This window comes from Legionella birminghamensis, assembly GCF_900452515.1.
GTDB lineage: Bacteria > Pseudomonadota > Gammaproteobacteria > Legionellales > Legionellaceae > Legionella_C > Legionella_C birminghamensis.
In genome coordinates this window covers 1364468-1384819 of record NZ_UGNW01000001.1, presented here as the reverse complement: position 1 = coordinate 1384819, position 20352 = coordinate 1364468, and the positions used below count along the sequence as shown (strand labels likewise).

The following is a 20352-nucleotide window of genomic DNA, read 5'->3' as shown; positions in this document are numbered from 1 at the left end:
AAAGACGGTTATTTCATTACTCAAGTACCTTCTTATAAAGCCAGGCATCCTCAACCCCCGCCTGGTCTTCATAATAACCTTCTTTAACGCCATCACGCAGAAACCCCATTTTTTCATATAAATGGATTGCCCCATAGTTGCTGGGTCTGACTTCCAGGATAAACGTATTAATTAGAGGACTCATCGGCATATCAAGAAGCCGGGATAGCAATTGGGTACCAACTCCCTGATGCTGATAAGATGGGGCAATGCATAAGTTCAAAATATGGCAGACATTAAATGATTGTCGACATATTGAATAGCCAAGAATTATCGGCAGATTGTCTTCCTTTTTCTCAATTACCCGACAATCGTATCCAACCAGTATACAGTCAACCAGGATGCCACGGCTCCAGGGTGCTTTATGTCCCTGTACTTCAATAGCATACACAGCATCAATATCTTCCAGCCTCATGGATCGTATTGAATACTCCATGGCTACCCTTCCTGTAACAATCAATGCTCAAATCAAGAGCATTGATTGGATAACTTTTCTTCAAACTTAGCACAGAATAATAATTAAGCCGAGTCTCTGTGCTATTTTTCAGTTTTTTTCTTTGGCATGTAAAGGTCAGTCACTGTGCCTTCGAAAATTTCAGCAGCCAAAGCAACAGACTCCGATAGAGTGGGATGCGGATGAATGGTTAGCGCAATATCTTCCACATCACATTCCATTTCAATGGCCAGAGACGCTTCAGAAATTAAATCACCCGCGTTAAGACCCACAATCCCCGCACCAAGAATACGTTTGCTGTCTGGGCAAAAAAGCAATTTGGTCATGCCCTCTTCACGTCCCATACTCAAAGCGCGGCCGCTTGCCATCCAAGGGAATACCGCTTTCTCATAACGAATACCTTTCTCTTTGGCCTCTTTTTCAGTCAGGCCGGTCCAGGCAATTTCAGGATCGGTATAGGCAACGCTGGGAATGCAACGGGGATCGAAGTAATGCTTCATGCCAGCAATCACTTCCGCAGCCACACGTCCCTCTGGCATTGCTTTATGTGCAAGCATTGGCTGACCCACTACATCACCAATGGCAAAGATGTGCGGTATGTTGGTGCGCATCTGGTTATCAACCTTAATAAAGCCTCGCTCGTCCACTTTAACGCCAGCAGCTTCCGCATTTATTACCCCGCCATTCGGTTTTCTTCCGACAGACACCAGGATTTGTGCAAATTTCATGGGCTGTTCGGTTGCATGCTCACCATCCATTGTGACATACAAAGCATCCTCTTTTGCTTCTATTCCGGTTACCTTGGTCTTAAGCAGGAATTTCACGCCTTTTTTGCTCATGCGCTTTTGCAGAACATTAACCAAATCAGAGTCAGCGCCAGGGATCAATTGATCCATGAACTCAACGACAGTAACGTTTACGCCCAGAGAAGAATAGACAGTTGCCATTTCAAGGCCAATAATCCCTCCGCCAAGAACAAGCAGATCACCCTTAATATCAGCAAGCTCCAGTGCACCGGTTGAACTGAAAATTCTTGGGTCCTCTGGAATAAATGGTAAATTCACCGACTCACTGCCTACAGCAATGATGGCATTATCAAAATCGATAGTGGTGGTCTGGCCCTCATTTTCTACTGTAATCTGATGAGTGCCTGAAAAACGTCCTACCCCAGTGACCACTTCAACTTTGCGCTGCTTGGCCAGAATTTTTAATCCGCCCGTCAGCTTGCCAATGACTTTATTTTTCCAGGCAACCAATTTGCTGCTGTCAAATTCCGGCTGATTAAAGCTAACGCCCATCTCATTCATTTCATGCGCTTCATCAACGACCTTGGCAATGTGCAGCAGCGCTTTTGAAGGAATACAACCCACATTCAAACAAACACCACCCAAGGTGTTATAACGCTCGATCAGAATAACTTTTTTACCCAGATCCGCTGCCCTGAACGCAGCCGTGTAACCCCCAGGTCCACTGCCTAATACCACCACTTCAGCTTTCATATTTACACTCATTAGACGCCTCTTTTAACGTTGTAGCACATATATTCTATTTAAACCGAACAAAATCGCTTTACAGCAAAATCTTTCGTATGTCAGCCAAAGCTTCTGCAATATAACGGGTAAAACGGGCCGCTTCTGCACCGTCAATCACTCTGTGGTCATACGACAGGGATAGAGGAAGCATTAAACGAGCTTTGAATTCTTTCCCATCCCAAACGGGTTTCATGCTGGAACGCGATAATCCCAGAATAGCGACTTCGGGACTATTCACAATAGGCGTAAAGGCTGTTCCGCCAATACCACCGAGACTGGAAATGGTGAAACAGCCCCCGCTCATATCCGCTGGCATCAATCCTTTGTCACGCGCCTTCGCACTCAATCTCGCCATTTCAGTTGCTATCCCGGCTACACTTAGCTTGTCGACTCCCTGAATAACAGGAACCACCAGGCCGTTAGGGGTTTCAACCGCAATTCCTATATTAAAATACTGTTTATAAATCAGATTTTCACCGCTTTTATCCAGCGATGCATTGAACTGGGGAAACACTTGCAAGGCTTTGCATACAACCTTGGTGACAAAAGCAAGAACTGTAAGCTTGTAGCCAGCTTTATTGGCGGTTTCTGACTCGGATTTACGGAATGCCTCAAGGTCAGTAATGTCTGCTTCGTCAAACTGGGTCACATGTGGAATGCTTACCCATGAGCGGTGGACATTTATCCCGGTTAAACGCTTGATTTTGTTCAGAGGTTTGGTTTCAATTGATCCAAACTTGCTAAAATCGATAGCGGGCGCTTCCGGTAAGGAAAATCCTGATGCAGCAGGCTTCTCGGCAAGACGGCTCTTCACATAATTCTGGACGTCTTCTTTACTAATGCGTCCTTTTCGACCACTGCCCTTTACCAGCTTTAAATCAACACCAAATTCTCTTGCCAATCGCCGAACCGCAGGACCTGCATAGGCCGTAGTATCAGAACCGGCTGCTACTGGCTTTTCTTCAATAACCGGCGCTTTTTTCACTTCCTGTTCAACTGGTTTTGGTTTCTCCGGCACAACAGCGAGATTTTCCGTTTCAGCCTGGACAGGTGTAGAGACTTCATCAGACGATTTCATAGTAAGCACCAGAGATCCCTGGGATACCTTATCACCTATTTTCACTGCAACTTTTTCAACTATTCCCTTTGCCGGAGAAGGAATATCCATTGTCGCCTTATCACCTTCCAGCGTGATTAGGGCCTGGTCTTTTTCAATCAGGTCACCGGCCTGAACCATCACTTCAATCACATCGACATCGGATGCACCGCCGATATCCGGGATGTTAACAGCCAGGAGAGATGTGCCCTGAGGGATGCTTGGTTGTTTCAGTTCGGCTGACTGGTTGACTGATGGAGCTAAAGCAGAGCTTGACTTTTCTTCTTCAGGATTAATGTCTGCCTGTGTTTGTTCCGCTGGCTGATCCAATGCATCCGTTAATAAAATGAGGATATCATCTCCTTCGGAGACCTTATCACCTACATTAACCAGGACTGACTTTATTTTCCCAGCTTTCGGTGAAGGGATTTCCATGCTTGCCTTATCAGACTCTAATGTAATCAGCGGCGTATCCACATCGATTTCATCACCAGGCTTTACCAAAAGTTCGATTACATCAACACTCGCAGCACCTCCGATGTCTGGAACCTTTACTTTAATCTCATCTGACATATTTTTCCTCAGCAAACTGGCCAAACTGTCTCGATGCAGCAGTAATCGCTGCATACTGACGCTAATTAGGATTCCCGCTTGCGCGGGAAGGATTCATTCTACTGCGTTATCGGGTTAGGTTTCTCCTGATTAATCTGATATTTCTTAAAGGCATCAGCTAACACCGACTTGGGCAAACTACCCTCTTTTACCAACGCTTCCAAAGCAGCAATAACAATGAATTTTGCATCGACTTCAAAGAAGTGGCGCAAACGCTCCCGGGTATCACTGCGTCCATAACCATCTGTACCCAATGTAGTGTAAGGAGCTGCGATATAGGGACGAACCTGCTCCGCGTAGAGGCGCATATAATCGGTAGCAGCAATGATCGGCCCCTTGCGGCCAGCCAGAAGCTGGGTAATATATGCTTCACGAGGTTCTTGCTCTGGATGCATTCGGTTATGGTGCTCTACCGCAAGACCATCCCGCCTTAACTCATTGAAGCTGGTGACACTCCAGACTTCTGAACTGACATCATACTCTGATAGCAACCATGAAGCTGCTTTTTCAACCTCACGCAATATTGTACCGCATCCCATTAACTGGACATGCGCTTTGGACTTTTTCTTATTGCTGCCATGGAGCAGGTACATTCCTTTGATAATTCCTTCTTCTACTCCTTCAGGCATGTCAGGTTGTATGTAATTTTCATTCATGACAGTAATGTAATAAAACACATTTTCCTGCCGGGAAAACATGCGCTCAAGCCCATTTCGAATTATAACGGCTACCTCATAGGCATAAGTTGGGTCATAAGACACGCAGTTAGGAATTGTCGAAGCCATAATATGGCTATGACCATCCTGATGCTGCAAGCCCTCACCAGCCAGCGTAGTCCGACCGGCTGTTCCACCTAGCAAAAAGCCGCGAACCTGCATGTCGCCTGCCGCCCAGGCCAAGTCGCCAATGCGCTGGAAGCCGAACATCGAGTAATAAATGTAAAACGGAATCATCGCCAATTTATTGGAGCTATAAGAGGTTCCTGCAGCAATCCAGGAGCAAAATGCGCCGGCTTCATTAATTCCCTCTTCGAGAATCTGGCCATCGCGTGCTTCCCGGTAATACATAACCTGCTCATGATCCACTGGCGTATAGAGTTGCCCTACGGGAGAGTAAATTCCAATTTGCCTGAAGAGCCCTTCCATTCCGAAAGTACGGCATTCATCGGGAACGATTGGGACAATTCGCGGCCCCAGAACCTTATCTTTCAATAGTACAGATAAGATTCTGACAAACGCCATGGTTGTTGAGATTTCACGATCCCCTGTCCCTTTGGTAACGGCAGAGAATGCAGAGAGCTCAGGTACTGGCAAGGCTTCAACAGCAACATTTCGAGCGGGTAAATATCCGCCTAAGGCTTCACGTTGTTTTCGAAGAAACTGGATTTCCGGGCTGTCTTCGGAAGGACGGTAAAATGGGATTTCAGTAATATCTGCATCACTGACCGGAATGCTGAAGCGGTCACGGAAAGCACGAAGCTGTTCAATAGTCATTTTCTTTTGCTGATGCGTAATATTCTGGCCTTCGCCGGCTGCACCCATACCATAACCCTTGATTGTTTTGGCCAGGATCACAGTTGGACTGCCTTTATGCTCTACTGCAGCGGAGTAGGCTGCATACACTTTCTGTGCATCGTGGCCGCCCCGGTTGAGACGCCAGATTTCTTCATCTGACATGTTTTCAACCATTTTCTTTAATTCTGGGTATTGGCCAAAGAAATGCTCTCTGACATAGGCACCGTTATTTGCTTTATAGGCCTGGTAATCTCCATCAACGCATTCTTCCATACGCTTGAGCATGATTCCTGTTTTGTCCCGGGCGAAAAGATTATCCCAGCGCCCGCCCCAAATTACTTTAATGACATTCCAGCCTGCCCCGCGGAAAATACCTTCCAGTTCCTGAATAATTTTACCATTGCCTCGAACTGGCCCGTCCAGTCTTTGCAAATTGCAGTTAACAACGAAAATCAGGTTATCCAGCTTTTCTCTTGCTGCAATCGACAAGGCCCCCAGTGACTCAGGCTCATCCATTTCACCGTCGCCAAGAAAAGCCCAGACCTTGCGTCCTTCTGCTTTTATTAAACCCCGGTTTTCCAGGTATTTCAAAAAGCGGGCCTGATAAATCGCCTGCAAAGGCCCCAGTCCCATAGAAACAGTAGGAAATTGCCAGAAATCGGGCATCAGCCAGGGATGGGGATAAGAGGATAAACCATTAACTTCCACTTCCTGTCTGAAGTTGGCTAATTGCTGTTCTGATAATCGTCCTTCAAGAAAAGCGCGGGCATATATACCAGGAGATGAATGTCCCTGGATATAGATTAAATCGCCGCCATTTTCGCCATTAGGGCCTTTGAAAAAATAATTAAAGCCGGTTTCATACAGGGTGGAGGACGAAGCGTAGGATGCAATATGCCCGCCTAGCTCAGGAGCGTACTTGCCAGCACGAAGCACCATTGCTACGGCGTTCCAACGAATAAGGGCACCAATTCGTTTTCCAAGCCCTTCATCTGGGGGCATTAGATTTTCTTCATGCGGCTTAATGGTATTTCGATAGGGAGTATGTATTTTATTGCCCAATGAAACGCCTTCTGCATTAGCCTTGTTTAACAGTTGCTGCAACAGGAATGCAGCGCGTTCATTTCCGTCATTACTGACCACAGCCTGTAAAGCATCCAGCCATTCACGCGTTTCAATGGGGTCAATATCGGTATTTATTTCATTCGCCATGAATGTTTCCTCATAAATCTAATTGGTTAACAAACTGGGGCAGCCCTCAATTCTTTATGAATTTTTCCGCCACAGGCCTGGATGCAAACCTGGTAATCAGCCTTGCAGCTACAAGTTGTTTTGCGGCATTGTAGTGGATCCCGGTAAGATTTCAACTGACGCGCAATTGTACCTCCACGAATCACCTGCTCACGCTGGTATTGGCGATAGCTAAGCTTGCTGGTTTGATTAGCGTGTGCAGAGCATTGGGTACAGTTATTCCGACAACTATTCTGACATTTTTCGTTTCTGATTTCACAACCCTGAGAGCAATTGACAAAATCAATATTATTTCCCCTGATAACACGATGCTCGGAGCATGCGCTAACGAAGAATAACAAACATCCTGTTAATACATAGACTATCTGTTTCATAGTTAAAACATTTCCTTCATTAAAATGTAATTTGGAAATCCTTTTATAACCAGGCAACCAGTGTAAAAAAGGCAATTAGCACTAAAAAAACAACCAGTGCATGCTCAACCAGTGTTTGGGCATTCGTTAAGCTCACCGCGTCGCCATCATGTAGTTTTGCAGCCAGCGTCCCACCATCACTTAGGAATTGCTCATTTGCTGCAGGGGAACTTAAAAATTGCTCTCTATAGAAAACAAATCCACGCTGAAAATTTCCAACCAGCAAGTAAAGCATGACAGTAATTCTTGCCGTTACCCAATCCAGAATATTAACCAGGGTTTCCGCTGTTTGACGGGTTGGCGCATACTTTTCGGATAAAGTGAGCAGCCTGTAAAGTAAAAGACCCACAGGGCCAACCAGGATGTACCAGAAAATAACGGCGAACAACTCGCTGTTCACTGAATAAAAATAATGCTCGGCAGTCTCGGTATTACCAGACTCCGCAGCGCCTGGATTAACTGGATAGAAAGGATTCTCAGGCCCAAGGCAATAATAAAAAATAAAAAGATGGAGCATGAATCCAATAAAACCAAAAAACCAGCCGCCAATTAACCCCAGGAGGAGCCAAAGCAATAAAACCGGAGGCAGAACAACCAAAGCCAACAATAAATAAGGATTTAATAAAAAACTGTTCTGCGGAACTGCATTAACAATACGCTGATAATAGCTGCCAAACCAGTTAAACCGCTGCTGGGAAATCGAATGAATCAGATATCGCTCACTGAGTAATGAAAGTACGATAATTAACAGTTTCATATTAGTCCTTACGCATCTTGTCGGATAACGCTATTGGCGTTGGGTATTTTAAAACTACTAAATAAGAAGAAACGATAAAGGTTAAAATAGTGGTAGCCTGAATTAAATTGGTCGCTACCTCCGAGATTAATTTGGTACTAAAGGCGATACTGGCTACCAACAACGAGAACTCGCTTGCCTGCCCCAGCCGAAGCCCGACCTCTTTCGCAACCCCTTTCTTTTCCCCCGCTTTGGATAAAAGATAATTGAATAACAAGGGTTTAAAAATTAACATCAGTACTGAGAGAATCAATGCCGGTATAACCACCTGGGATGCAAAACCAAAATTGAAGGTTGCACCGATCGAAAAGAAAAACATGACCAGAAAAAAATCGCGCAAGGGCTTAAGGCTTTCTGCAATGTAGAGGGAAATCGGACTTGATGCAAGGGCCACCCCTGCAACGAATGCGCCGATATCCTCCGAGAGTCCCACTTCCTGTGCCAGAACAGACATCCCCAGACACCAGCCGATTGACAAGAGAAACACATACTCCTGCGTTCTATCAAAGCGAGCCAGTAACTTGACCAGAACATAACGCTCTACTGCAAAGGCAAATAATGTCAGTGCAGGCAAGGCAACCCCTACCAAAACCAGATCATTGAGAGAATATCCCCCTCCCTGCTGGGCACCATTAATCAGGATAAGTACGATGATTGCAATAACGTCCTGCATCAATAGAATGCTAATCATCACCTCACCCGTGTGCTGGTGGTGAAGAATGGTGGTGGGCAACAGTTTCAACCCGATGATCGTACTGGAGAACATCATGGCGGCCCCCAAAACTGCAGACTCCATATGGCTTAATCCAAACCATAGACCAATCAGATAGGAAACCAGTGCAAACAGAACAGAGCTAATTAGTGCAATCCAGGTTATCTTTTTAAGCATATGAACGAGATTCTGGGGTTGAAGATGAAGGCCCAGCAAAAAAAGGAGGAATACAATACCCATGTCCCCAACCTGCTGAACTGTACTGACATCCCCTACCAGTTTTAAGCCCCAGGGACCAAACACTGCCCCAAGCAGAATATAGGCAACCAAAAGGGATTGTTTGGTGTATAACACCAGGGTCGAGAAGACGGCAGCTCCTGCAAAAATAAGGAAAATTGTATAAAAAACTGCACCATCATGCATAAACACTAGCCTCGAACATGCAAACCATTTTGGGAAAATATCGATTATTACGCGATTCCGGATTAAATCACAATATCACTGTATTGCGCGCGCTAAGAATAACACAGTTTAAATATCTATTGAAAGCAAGCCATTATCCGGGAATTTTAATGATAGCCCTCCTGCGTCGATTTACCACGAAATATATGATAAGCGTACGCTGTGTAGGCTATAAGTATTGGCAGCATAATTACCACACCAACCAGGATAAATAGCAAGGTAGAGGCAGGCGCCGCTGCTTCCCATATTGTCAGCTGATGCGGAATCAGATAAGGATACACGCTAATTCCGATTCCAGCATAGGCGCATAAGAAAATTACCACACTGTATATGAAAGGCCGCAGCTCCTGCTTTAAAGACAGGCTGCGCCAGGTCAGAAATATCATAAATGCCGTAACAGCTGGCAGAGGCATTAATAAGAAAAAGTTCGGGAAACTATACCATCGGGCAAAAATCTCGGCGCTATGCAAAGGAGTCCAGATGCTGACAATAATCAGGAAAAAACTGACCATTATTAAAAAACCTTTGGCAAAATGGATCATCTTTCTTTGCAAATGCCCTTCGCTTTTGATGATTAACCAGCTGGCCCCGAGCAAACCATAGCCACAGATTAAGGCAATGCCTGTCAGCAAGGTAAAAGGTGTCAACCAATCCGAACTACTGATGGTCATGGCCGACTCATTGATGGGAAAACCCTGTACGAAACTTCCTAAAACAATACCCTGAAAAAATGCAGCAGAAATCGAGCTGATGGTAAACAGCCAGTTCCACACTGGTTTTGACTTATCCGCCTTGAACCTGAATTCAAAACTGACGCCGCGGAATATTAATGCCAATAACATAAGCATTAACGGCATATACAGAATGGGCAGCAGAAGCCCATAAACCACTGGAAAAGCGCCATAAAGCACTGCTCCCCCAAAAACCAGCCAGGTTTCATTACCGTCCCAGACCGGGGCGACAGAGTTCATCATTTTATCGCGCTCAGCTTCACTCTGGGTAAATGGGAACAGAATCCCAATTCCCAAGTCAAAGCCATCCAGAATGACATACATGATGATGATAAATCCCAGAATTACCGCAAATAGAAAAGCTAGCATTATTCGTCTTCCCCTGGTTTGTCGGTCATATATTGGAAGGAGTGATGTTCAGACTTATCCGCATCAAGCGCATGAGGCCCAATCTTGATCGTCTTTATCAAATAGGTCATGTAAAAACCAAAAACAACAACATAGGCTAGAATCAGCAGGCATAAGGATATTACGACCTCCTCTACGCCAATCGCAGAAACAGCATCCCGTGTTCTCAATAGATTGTAAACCACCCAGGGCTGGCGGCCAATTTCCGCTGTCAGCCATCCGCTAATACTTGCGACAAACCCCAGGGGCGTTACCAGCAGACACCAGCGATGAAACCAGGAGGTATTATACAGTTTTCCCCTCAGGCGCAAATAAAGCCCCGCCAATGCAGTCAGCAACATTAACAAGCCTATACCAACCATAACCCTGAAAGTGAAAAAAACAGGCGCTACTCGGGGCTGCTCATCAGGTGCCACTGATTTAAGCCCCAGCATTTCACCATCCCAGCTATGGGTGTTTATTAAGCTGGCGACACCTGGAATTTCAAGCGCATAGAGGTTTTTCTGTTCTTTTTGTGAGGGCCAGGCAAATAATACCAGTGGAGCTGACTTCTGGGTCTCCCATACGCCTTCCATCGCCGCGGTTTTCAAGGGCTGATATTTATGAACATCCAGACCGACCACATCGCCCAGGAAAATCTGCAGAGGAACAACTATTAAAGCTGCCCACATGACAAATGACAAACAAGTAGTGGCAATTGCGTCATGAATGCCTTTGATTAAGAAATAACTCGCAACACCGGCCACCACAAAACAGGTGGTGGTATACGATGCCAGAAGCATATGCAGCATTCGCGGAATAAACGAAGGGTTAAATACAACTTCCCACCAACTGGATACAACATACTTACCCGCTATCAATTCGTAACCGGAAGGCGTTTGCATCCAGGAATTGGCTGACATAATCCAGAACGCTGAAATGGTAGTGCCAATCGCCACCAGCAAGGTTGCCGTGAAATGAAGACTGGGCGGCACCCGGTTCCAGCCAAACAACATCACCCCTAAAAAGCCTGCTTCCAGAAAAAAAGCCGTAAGTGTCTCATAGGCGAATAGCGCACCCAGGACATTCCCAAATTGGGCGATGAAAGGCCCAAAATTAGTGCCAATCTGGTAGGCAAGGACAATGCCGGAAACAACCCCCATCCCAAATGTCAATGCAAAAATTTTAGTCCAGAATCGGCAGATCTGAAGGTAGATTGGATTTTGAGTTCTCAGCCACAAGGCCTCCATTATCACCAGGAAGAATGCCAATCCCAAATTCAAGGTAGGGAAAAGGATGTGAAAACCGATACTAAATCCGAATTGTATTCTCGATAAGAGCTCGACCATTAGCTTCTCCAGGGGAAGTGAGAACAAACTAATTTAAGACAGGAACAGAAAAGTCCTACCATTATAGCGCTTAAATCTTCCTGGGCTCAAATGTTAATTCAAAAATTCAATAAGTGATAAGCTGAGCCGTTAATAGACAATTCCTGCACATCCTGATAATATTTTATTTTTTTCTTAACAGTCAGCCTCAACTTAGGCTAAAATATTCTGCTGTAATAGTTTTAGAGAGATTTTGTCTGTCTAATTATTTCAGGGAGCATAACATTTAATGGCCTACGGCAACGAGCACTTACCGACTAGGGACAAACAATCTCTTTCATTTCTAAAACCCTGGATAGTTTGGGGGCTTGGCTGTCTTTTCTATTTTTACGAATGGGTATTACAGGTTTCGCCAGGCGTGATGAGCAATGAACTCATGCGCGATTTTGCTGTAACCAGCCAGACACTGGGGATTATGTCTGGTGTTTATTTTTACTCCTATGCCTTCATGCAATTGCCAGGCGGTGTATTAATGGATTATTTCGGCCCGCAACGTCTGTTAACCATTGCAACACTTATCTGCGCTCTCAGTACTATAGCTTTTGGCATGACTGAAAATTTCTTCGCCGCCTGTTTTGCCCGCCTGATGATTGGTTTTGGCTCCGCATTTGCAGCAGTTGGTGCAATGAAGTTGGCAGCAAACTGGTTCCCCGCCTCGCGCTTTGCGCTTTTGACAGGCATGATGGTTACCATTGGCATGTTAGGGGCAATTGGGGGGGAAACACCCCTGGCTTTATTTATTGACTATGCAGGCTGGCGCGACAGCATGACCATTCTGGGTTGTATAGGGATTTTGCTGGCAATTTTGATTCTGCTTATTGCTAAAGACTCCCCTACGGAACCGACTCACCACGAGCATCACGGGGATGAAGAACCACTAATTTCCAGCCTCCTCACCATTGTTAGAAACAGACAACTCTGGCTTGTAGCGCTTTATGGCGGCCTGATGTATATGGCTACTCCAGTCTTTTGCGGATTATGGGGCGTCCCCTATCTTATGTTCAAAATGAACATAAGCAAACCAGTCGCCGCCAATTTCGTCTCGCTTGTTTTCGTCGGCTGGGCAATTGCCAGCCCCTTATGGGGTATTTTTTCAAACCGCATTGGCAGAAGAAAACCTTCTTTATACATTGGCAGTATTGGAGCTCTAATTACCTCGCTGCTTTTTTTATATGCCCCCCTGGACTCAAAACTTGCCATTCAATTCCTGCTATTTTTATTCGGCGTATTTTCCTCAGGGTTTCTGCCGGCATTCGCAGTCGCCAAAGAAATTTGCAGCCGCCGCTATGTGGCAACCAGCTTAAGTTTCATGAACATGATGAACATGGTTGGCATTGCTATCGCACAACCCTTGATCGGTTTTATCCTTGATCAGTTGTGGCAAGGCGAAATCGTTGATAAAGTGCGCGTCTATCCCCTGGAAGCCTATCATATTGCATTGGGTATTTTACCCATGGGTATACTGATTTCCCTGCTTATATTGCCCAGGATTAAAGAAACTTATTGTAATAATATTCAATAAAACGAGTTAAGAAGTCTATTGAATCAGAAGTAGAAGAAGCTTATGTCTAAAAAATTATATATTAAAACCAATGGCTGCCAGATGAATGAATATGATTCTTCAAAAATGGCAGAAGTCTTGTTGCAATCACACGGTTTGCAAAAAACCGAACAGGTCGAGGAAGCAGATGTTATATTGTTGAATACCTGCTCAATCCGGGAAAAAGCCCAGGAAAAAGTGTTCTCCCAACTCGGTCAATGGCGTGAATTCAAAGCGCAGAATCCTGAAGTGATTATTGGCGTCGGAGGCTGTGTCGCCAGCCAGGAAGGTGCCGATATTATAAAACGTGCGCCTTTTGTCGATCTAGTATTCGGCCCGCAAACCCTCCATCGCCTTCCAGATTTAATTGAGGAGCGCCTCAAATCCAAAAAGCCTGTGGTTGATATCAGTTTTCCTGAAATTGAAAAATTTGATCACTTGCCGGCACCGCGTGCTGAAGGCCCCGTAGCCTTCGTGTCCATTATGGAAGGATGCAGCAAGTACTGCAGCTATTGCGTTGTTCCTTATACACGCGGCGAAGAAATCAGCCGCCCCTTTGATGACGTGCTGGTGGAGTGTTATCAATTAGCAGCTCAAGGAGTGCGAGAAATTAATCTTCTCGGTCAAAACGTTAATGATTACCGCGGTAAAATGAATTCCGGGGAAATAGCGGATCTGGCTCTCCTGATTCATTACTTGTCAGCTATCGAGGGGATTGGCCGCATTCGCTTTACCACCTCTCACCCCCTGGCATTTTCTGATAATTTAATCAATGCCTATGCAGAAGTGCCAGAACTTGCCAATCATTTGCATTTGCCAGTGCAAAGCGGTTCCGATCGGATCCTGGCGATGATGAAACGCGGGTATACAGCACTTGAGTTTAAATCCAAGATTAGAAAGCTTCGTAAAATCAGACCCGATATTCGTTTGTCAACCGATATAATTGTGGGTTTTCCTGGTGAAACTGACAAAGACTTCCAGGATACTATGGACTTAGTCCATGAAATGGGATTCGACACCTCTTTTAGCTTCATTTATAGCCCAAGACCAGGAACTCCTGCAGCGAATCTACCTGACGACACGCCAATGGAAGTTAAAAAGCAGCGCTTACAAATTTTGCAAAACCGTCTGCTGACCAATGCTGCCCGCTATAGCCAGTCAATGATCGGAAGCTGCCAAAGAATATTGGTCACGGGCTCCTCCAAGAAAAACAAAGAACAGCTGGCGGGACGAACAGAGTGTAATCGCGTCGTCAATTTTGATGGTTCTTCTTCCTTAATTGGCCAATTTGTCACGGTTAATATTAGTGAAGCATTACCGAACTCCCTGCGTGGCCGCTTGGTGAACGATGAGGCACTGGCACTTAATGACTGAAAATAGTATGGCGTTAATTGTTCCCCGTGAGCTTCACGGGGAACGCGTTGATGTGGTTCTGGCTCGTATGTTACCTGACTATTCACGCTCACAGCTTAGCCAATGGTTGAAACAGGGAAAAATTACTGTTGACAATAAAATAATCAAGCCTAAAGAAAAGGTAGCCCATGGAAGCCAGATCCTGTTACAGCTTGATCAATTGGCCGAGAAGAAGACCGGTGAAGCGGAAGCAGAAGACATCCCCTTAAATATTGTCTATGAAGATGAGTTTCTAATAGTTATCAATAAACCGGCAGGGCTTGTTGTTCACCCAGGGGCAGGAAACTGGAAGCATACGCTGGTAAACGCCCTTTTACATCATCTCCCGCAATTATCCGCCTTACCGCGCGCCGGGCTGATCCACCGCCTTGATAAAGATACAACCGGGTTATTAGTGATCGCTAAAACTCTGACAGTTCATACACAGCTCGTGAGAATGATGCAGGATCGTGAAATCCATCGTCATTATCTTGCCTTGGTCCAGGGGCACTTAATCTCTGGCGGCGAAATCGATACCGGGTTTGGAAGACATCCAGTCAATCGACTTAAAATGGCAGTTTGCGCGCAGGGACGTCAGGCAGTCACCCATTATTCATTGAAAAAACAATATCAGTATTTTACATTGCTCAACGTTCAATTACTGACTGGGCGCACTCACCAGATCCGTGTGCATATGGCTCATATCAAACACCCGGTTGTGGGCGATCAACTCTATGGCAGCCGTACCCGCGTTCCAGCAGAGGCAGACGAATCGTTAATCACTTTGCTCCAGCAGTTTAAACGACAGGCTCTTCATGCATATAGTCTAAGTTTTGAGCATCCTCAAACCGGGGAAATGATAAGCGTTACTGCTCCCCTGCCCGATGATTTTACTAGTTTGTTAGCCGCCCTGGATAAATATAAGGAAAATAGATGACTTATTTGCAAGCGAACTGGAATGCGCCCACCAACGTAAAAGCAGTAACAACAACCCGGATAGAGGGATTTAGCCAGCCCCCTTACGATAAAAACAATTTAGGGCTGCATGTCGGCGATAATGCCGGGCACGTTCAGGCTAACCGGGAGCGATTGATTACTTCATTGCAGCTGCCGCGTGAACCTGAATGGCTGGATCAAACCCATAGCACCGATTGTATAATAGTCGAGCAGGATAATAATCGCCAGGCCGATGCAGCAATTACCCGTTCCAATCAGCACGTCCTGGCTATCATGACAGCGGACTGCCTGCCAATCGTCCTATCCAACCGTCAAGGCAGTGAAGTTGCCGCTATTCATGCCGGCTGGCGTGGTTTAGCCAATGGCATTATTGAGAAAACTCTGAATAAAATGAACAGCCAACCCCAGGATCTGATTGCCTGGGTAGGTCCGGCTATCTGCCAGTCTTGTTATCAGACGGGTGCTGAAGTCTATGACTATTTTCTTACTCACTATCCTTTCGTTGCTGATTGTTTCTTCCCTGATGAGTCTAAATGGCGGGCAAACTTATCATTAATCGCTGAAAAAGTGCTTATTCACCAGAAAGTTGCCCAAATAACGCAGTCTAATATCTGCACATTTGAGCAAAAAAATGAATTTTATTCCTATCGTCGTGCATCGCAAACAGGTAGAATGGCTACTTTAGTATGGTTTATTTAGTATCAGATTTTAATAACAGGAAAAAAATTATGTTTCGTCATTTGCGTTTACTGGGGAGCGGTATTTTACTGGTCCTGATGTCCTCTTCGACCCTGGCAGCTGAACAGGAAGCACCGATGCCCTCTTTGGCCCCGGTACTTAAAAATGCAATGCCTGCAATTGTGAATGTTGCGGTTCAGGGATTTCTTCCGCCGGCAGGTCCAACTGAAGACGAGGAAGATGAAGATAATAATCAGGAAAGCCCGCAGGCAACACCACCCAAACCTAAAAAATTTCAAAGCATTGGTTCCGGGGTTATCGTTGATCCAGAGCATGGTATTATTATCACCAACGATCATGTTGTCCGTAATGCCAACCTGATCACAATTACTTTAAATGATGGTAGACGCCTGAAAGCCAAGCTGATTGGCGGCGATGCGGATACTGATTTAGCGGTTTTAAAAATCGATGCAAAAAATCTGAAAACCCTGCCCATTGGCGACTCGGATAAAGTCGAAGTTGGTGATTTCGTGGTTGCAATTGGTAACCCTTTCGGCTTAAACAGCTTCGGGAACAGCCAGACTGCAACCTTTGGTATTGTCAGCGCCATGAAACGAAGCGATCTGAACATCGAAGGTATTGAGAACTTCATTCAAACTGACGCAGCCATTAACCCCGGTAATTCTGGTGGTGCGCTGGTCAATGCAAAGGGCGAATTAATTGGTATTAACACCGCCATTCTTTCCCCCTACGGCGGCAACGTTGGTATTGGTTTTGCCATTCCTGTGAACATGGCCAAAGATGTAGTCCAGCAAATTATGCAGTTTGGTTCTATCCACCGCGGCTTAATGGGAATATTCGTACAACATCTGACACCAGAATTGGCACAAGCTATGGGGTATTCCGAAGATTTTCAGGGCGCATTAGTCGCACAGGTGAATGAGGACTCCCCCGCTGAAAAAGCAGGCCTCAAACCCGGTGATGTTATTACTCAAATTAATAACACCAAAATCACCCAGGCGACCCAGGTTAAAACGACTATCAGCCTGCTGCGTGTGGGAAGCGAAGCGAAAATGACAGTACGCCGTGACGGTAAGGAAATGACACTTACAGCGGTTGTGACTGATATCAAAAAGCATGAGCAAAAACTGCAAGCCAATAATCCATTCCTTTATGGACTTGCACTGCGCAATTATGAACAGGATTCCCCTCTCCACGGTAATGTAGTCGGTGTCCAGGTCACAGGCGCGTCTGAAAACAGTGCAGGATGGCGAGCTGGACTACGTCCCGGGGATATTATTATAAGTGCAAATAAACAGCCTACCCCGAATGTAAAAGCCCTGCAAAACCTTGCGATGCAGAAAAAACAACAACTTCTGGTACAAGTTCTGCGCGGCCCAGGGGCATTGTATATTCTGGTTATCTAGAGCTTGTTCTTTAACCGGGCTATTCACAAATGTTCCCCCTCCGAATCCCCGCGGCATCGACCGCGGGGCTCATGGTGGGTTCCAAAATGAGCTTAGAAAAATCTACAAGCCTTTCGGAGTAAGATTGGATAAACTGCTCAGTAAATTATTGCTCTGAATAAGATTCATTGGACCCCGCGGTCGAAGCCGCGGGGATTCGGATAGCTCCGTGGCGGAGCTTCGGATCGGAAAACCTATGTTAGACAACAAAGCTTGTTCTTAAGAAGCACCACCAAAAGTGAATTCCTAAAAAATTTATTTTATATCTTGACAGGGAAGCCAATCCGCGACAAAATGGCGACCTCTGTGGCTATGTAGCTCAGCCGGTTAGAGCGCGGCACTCATAATGCTGAGGTCGGTGGTTCGAGTCCACCCATAGCCACCACATCTTCCTACACCTCATTAAATTGATACGCAATAATCAACGCTATTATTCTTTTTTATTATAACAAAGCAAAAGCATTGGAATACTCTCAAAGCGCCTGTTTTAAAAGGTATTTACGCATAATTAATAAAAACTCTATTGTCTCACTTCTTTTTTCGCTATGATGTGGGGCAACATGGATTTAATGGTTGTTGAATGCGAACAGGTGCGTTACTTATTTCTTTATTGTTTCTAACATTCACTGCTTTTGCCGCAGACGTTGGACTTAAAACAATAACTATCGATGGAGAAAAAGCCTATGTGCTTGAGGCTGGCGCCTTTCCTAAAGAAAGCAGCGCATTACAGCTTAAGCTTAAATTGTCTGCCCTTTTTAAACAGCCGCTAACTATTGATTATCAGAAAGATCGAAAGCTATATGTAGTCAAAATGGGCCCTCTTAAAAACCTGGAACAGGCCCAGGAACTTCAAAAATTATTAGGCAAGGACTCCTCGTCCTCCAGTACCGCTCAAACTTCTTCTACTTCGACACAAGGCGCAGTCAACTCGACAAAGAAATTATGGAATTTACGCGGTGCTGATATCAGGGCAGTTATTGCTGAGGTATCACGGGTGACTGGAAAAAACTTCATTATTGACCCACGAGTACAGGGCAAAATATCGATTGTATCGAGTACGCCGATGTCCGATAAGGAACTTTATCAGGTGTTCCTCTCCATGCTGCAGATTTCAGGCTATGCGGCCATTCCCTCTGGCGATGTAATTAAAATTATTCCTAATATTGATGCGAAAACAGTCTCATCAGACTACGAATATGATTTAAGAAACCCTCCCCGCGGGGATGATATGCTGGTGGAAGTGATTCCGGTAAAATATGTACCCTCCGAACAGCTTGTCCCGGTATTGCGTCCGCTTATGCCGCAATGGAGCAGTGTTTCCGCCTACGCCCCGTCAAATATGCTGATTCTTTCAGGCCGCGCCAGCAACATCAGGAAATTGGCGGCAATTATCAAACAGGTCGACAGTTCGTCTACGAATGGTATTGATATGGTGCCCCTGCATTATGCCCTGGCCATGGATGTCGTTGCCACATTAAAAGACCTGATGAAAACACAGCCTGGCTCCACAGCTCATTCACAAACCATGCTCGCAGCTGATGATCGAAGCAATGCCATTTTAATCAGCGGCAATAAAACGGAGCGGATTCGTCTTCGCCTTTTAATTTCCCAATTGGACAGACAGCATCCCAATGGGAGCAATAGCAATACCCAGGTGATTTATTTGAATTATCTGCGTGCCGAGGATTTGGTTCCTATTCTGGCAGGTATAGCCCAGGCTAATTTCAGCGGTAATGTGGGAACAACGATAGGCACCATTACCCGTCCTGAACTTGATAGCACTAATCCGGCATCCAATCTTGTTTCAAATAATAGTTCCACTAACAATCTTACAAATAGCAGTAGCGGAAATAATTCTTTAGGCCAGGGTGGGCAATCGGGGAATGCTGCTGCAACGCCCAACACTTCAGGCAGTACGACTCAAAATGAGGGTACGACCAAACCCACTGTTCAGATTATTGCTGAGCCTAACACTAACTCCATTATTGTTAATGCACCCGCCAGCCTTATCCGCATTCTAAAATCAGTCATTACCCAACTGGATATCAAACCAGCCCAGCTGCTAATTGAAGCGCTGGTTGCCGAAGTTGATGAAAGCGATATTAATAGCCTGGGGATTGAATGGGGTTCGGACCGTCAAACAGGCAACCCTGCCAGCTTTAGTCCCGGTTTTGCCATTATCAATAGCAAAACCAGTATTGATGATTTTCAGGCACAGATCTATGCATTAGCTAGGGAAAGAAAAGCAAATATTTTGTCTACCCCTTCTGTTGTTGTCCTTGATAACAGACAAGCGAAAATTCTGGTCGGGAAACAGGTATCAGTCGCCTCAACAACCTATCCCAACAATGCTGGGGGCACCACCACAGCCAGCCCCTATGTGACCTTTGATCGAGTCAATGTAGCCTTGCATTTATATGTGCGCCCACAGATAACGCGAGGTCAGGGAATTCAATTGCAGATCGATCAAGGGAATGACACTCTGGATCCATCTACAACACTAAATACTGATAATCCAACCTTTAAAATCAGTAGTATTGTGACCTCTGTTCATGTGGAAAGCGGCGATATTGTTGTATTGGGAGGGCTTACCCAAGATAGTCTGGCAAACGACGACAACAAGCTGCCCATCATTGGTGACATACCCGGCCTAGGCAGACTTTTCCAGCATAATATACGTAATCGTGAAAAACGCGTGTTAATGGTCTTTATTCGTCCTATAATTTTAAGAAATCCAAGAGATTCATTCTCGGTAACTGGCGGTAAATATAATGATTTGAGACAGTATCAGCTTGATTCCTTACGCCAGCAGGAAAGCTTCCACCAAAGTGATGATGAGATTGTTTTACCTGCATTGAGCGGGGCTGAATTGCCTAAACCATTCAACCGTGCAATAAAACAGGTAGTGATTACTCCAATGACGACTAAATAA

The 20352-nt window shown here is 45.4% G+C and carries 15 protein-coding genes and 1 tRNA gene; 7 read left to right on the top strand and 9 right to left on the bottom strand.

The features are described 5' to 3' along the window. Positions 1 to 16: 16 nt before the first annotated feature. The 9 genes from rimI to DYH42_RS05825 all read right to left on the bottom strand — a co-directional run bounded on the left by rimI (position 17) and on the right by DYH42_RS05825 (position 11348). Positions 17 to 475 (bottom strand): ribosomal protein S18-alanine N-acetyltransferase, encoded by a 459-nt coding sequence (rimI, locus tag DYH42_RS05860; RefSeq protein WP_058524492.1) that lies wholly within the window; start codon positions 473 to 475, stop codon positions 17 to 19. Between the two features lie 101 nt (positions 476 to 576). After that, a complete protein-coding gene (lpdA, locus tag DYH42_RS05855; RefSeq protein WP_058524493.1) occupies positions 577 to 2004 on the bottom strand; it encodes a dihydrolipoyl dehydrogenase in 1428 nt (475 codons plus the stop codon). Between the two features lie 58 nt (positions 2005 to 2062). Continuing rightward, complete coding sequence (gene aceF / locus DYH42_RS05850) at positions 2063 to 3694, bottom strand: dihydrolipoyllysine-residue acetyltransferase (protein WP_058524959.1); 1632 nt, start codon at positions 3692 to 3694, stop codon at positions 2063 to 2065. A gap of 98 nt (positions 3695 to 3792) precedes the next feature. Continuing rightward, positions 3793 to 6459: a pyruvate dehydrogenase (acetyl-transferring), homodimeric type gene (aceE, locus tag DYH42_RS05845; RefSeq protein WP_058524494.1), complete on the bottom strand. Its 2667-nt coding sequence runs from the start codon at positions 6457 to 6459 to the stop codon at positions 3793 to 3795. A gap of 26 nt (positions 6460 to 6485) precedes the next feature. After that, complete coding sequence (locus tag DYH42_RS16445; protein WP_131792977.1) at positions 6486 to 6872, bottom strand: acyltransferase; 387 nt, start codon at positions 6870 to 6872, stop codon at positions 6486 to 6488. 43 nt (positions 6873 to 6915) lie between these two features. Beyond that, the gene (locus DYH42_RS05840) at positions 6916 to 7668 is read right to left on the bottom strand and encodes a hypothetical protein (protein ID WP_058524495.1); all 753 of its coding nucleotides are present in this window, start codon (positions 7666 to 7668) and stop codon (positions 6916 to 6918) included. Position 7669: 1 nt separating this feature from the next. Further along, positions 7670 to 8842, bottom strand: a complete 1173-nt coding sequence (locus tag DYH42_RS05835; RefSeq protein WP_058524496.1) for a cation:proton antiporter — start codon at positions 8840 to 8842, stop codon at positions 7670 to 7672. Between the two features lie 146 nt (positions 8843 to 8988). After that, positions 8989 to 9981 carry a cytochrome d ubiquinol oxidase subunit II gene (cydB, locus tag DYH42_RS05830; RefSeq protein WP_058524497.1) on the bottom strand — a complete coding sequence of 331 codons (993 nt, stop codon included), beginning with the start codon at positions 9979 to 9981 and terminating at the stop codon, positions 8989 to 8991. Then, positions 9981 to 11348 carry a cytochrome ubiquinol oxidase subunit I gene (locus DYH42_RS05825; RefSeq protein ID WP_058524498.1) on the bottom strand — a complete coding sequence of 456 codons (1368 nt, stop codon included), beginning with the start codon at positions 11346 to 11348 and terminating at the stop codon, positions 9981 to 9983. Before DYH42_RS05825 ends, cydB begins: the two co-directional genes overlap by 1 nt. Positions 11349 to 11616: 268 nt before the next feature. Here DYH42_RS05825 and DYH42_RS05820 point away from each other — a divergent pair, with 268 nt between their 5' ends. The 7 genes from DYH42_RS05820 (at position 11617) to lspD (ending at position 20352) form a co-directional block, all read left to right on the top strand. Further along, the gene (locus DYH42_RS05820; RefSeq protein ID WP_058524499.1) at positions 11617 to 12909 is read left to right on the top strand and encodes an MFS transporter; all 1293 of its coding nucleotides are present in this window, start codon (positions 11617 to 11619) and stop codon (positions 12907 to 12909) included. A gap of 42 nt (positions 12910 to 12951) precedes the next feature. Next, positions 12952 to 14301, top strand: coding sequence for a tRNA (N6-isopentenyl adenosine(37)-C2)-methylthiotransferase MiaB (gene miaB / locus DYH42_RS05815; protein ID WP_058524500.1), 1350 nt, complete (start codon positions 12952 to 12954; stop codon positions 14299 to 14301). Then, positions 14294 to 15256, top strand: coding sequence for a 23S rRNA pseudouridine(1911/1915/1917) synthase RluD (gene rluD / locus DYH42_RS05810; protein ID WP_058524501.1), 963 nt, complete (start codon positions 14294 to 14296; stop codon positions 15254 to 15256). The genes miaB and rluD overlap by 8 nt, the downstream gene beginning before the upstream one ends. Beyond that, positions 15253 to 15975 (top strand): peptidoglycan editing factor PgeF, encoded by a 723-nt coding sequence (pgeF, locus tag DYH42_RS05805; protein WP_058524502.1) that lies wholly within the window; start codon positions 15253 to 15255, stop codon positions 15973 to 15975. The genes rluD and pgeF overlap by 4 nt, the downstream gene beginning before the upstream one ends. Before the next feature lie 77 nt (positions 15976 to 16052). Continuing rightward, on the top strand, positions 16053 to 17381 hold the full coding sequence (locus DYH42_RS05800) for a Do family serine endopeptidase (protein ID WP_420324129.1): 1329 nt from the start codon (positions 16053 to 16055) through the stop codon (positions 17379 to 17381). A 347-nt stretch (positions 17382 to 17728) separates the two neighbouring features. Then, a tRNA-Met gene (locus tag DYH42_RS05795) sits at positions 17729 to 17805 on the top strand. A gap of 195 nt (positions 17806 to 18000) precedes the next feature. Further along, positions 18001 to 20352 carry a GspD family T2SS secretin variant LspD gene (gene lspD / locus DYH42_RS05790; RefSeq protein WP_058524503.1) on the top strand — a complete coding sequence of 784 codons (2352 nt, stop codon included), beginning with the start codon at positions 18001 to 18003 and terminating at the stop codon, positions 20350 to 20352.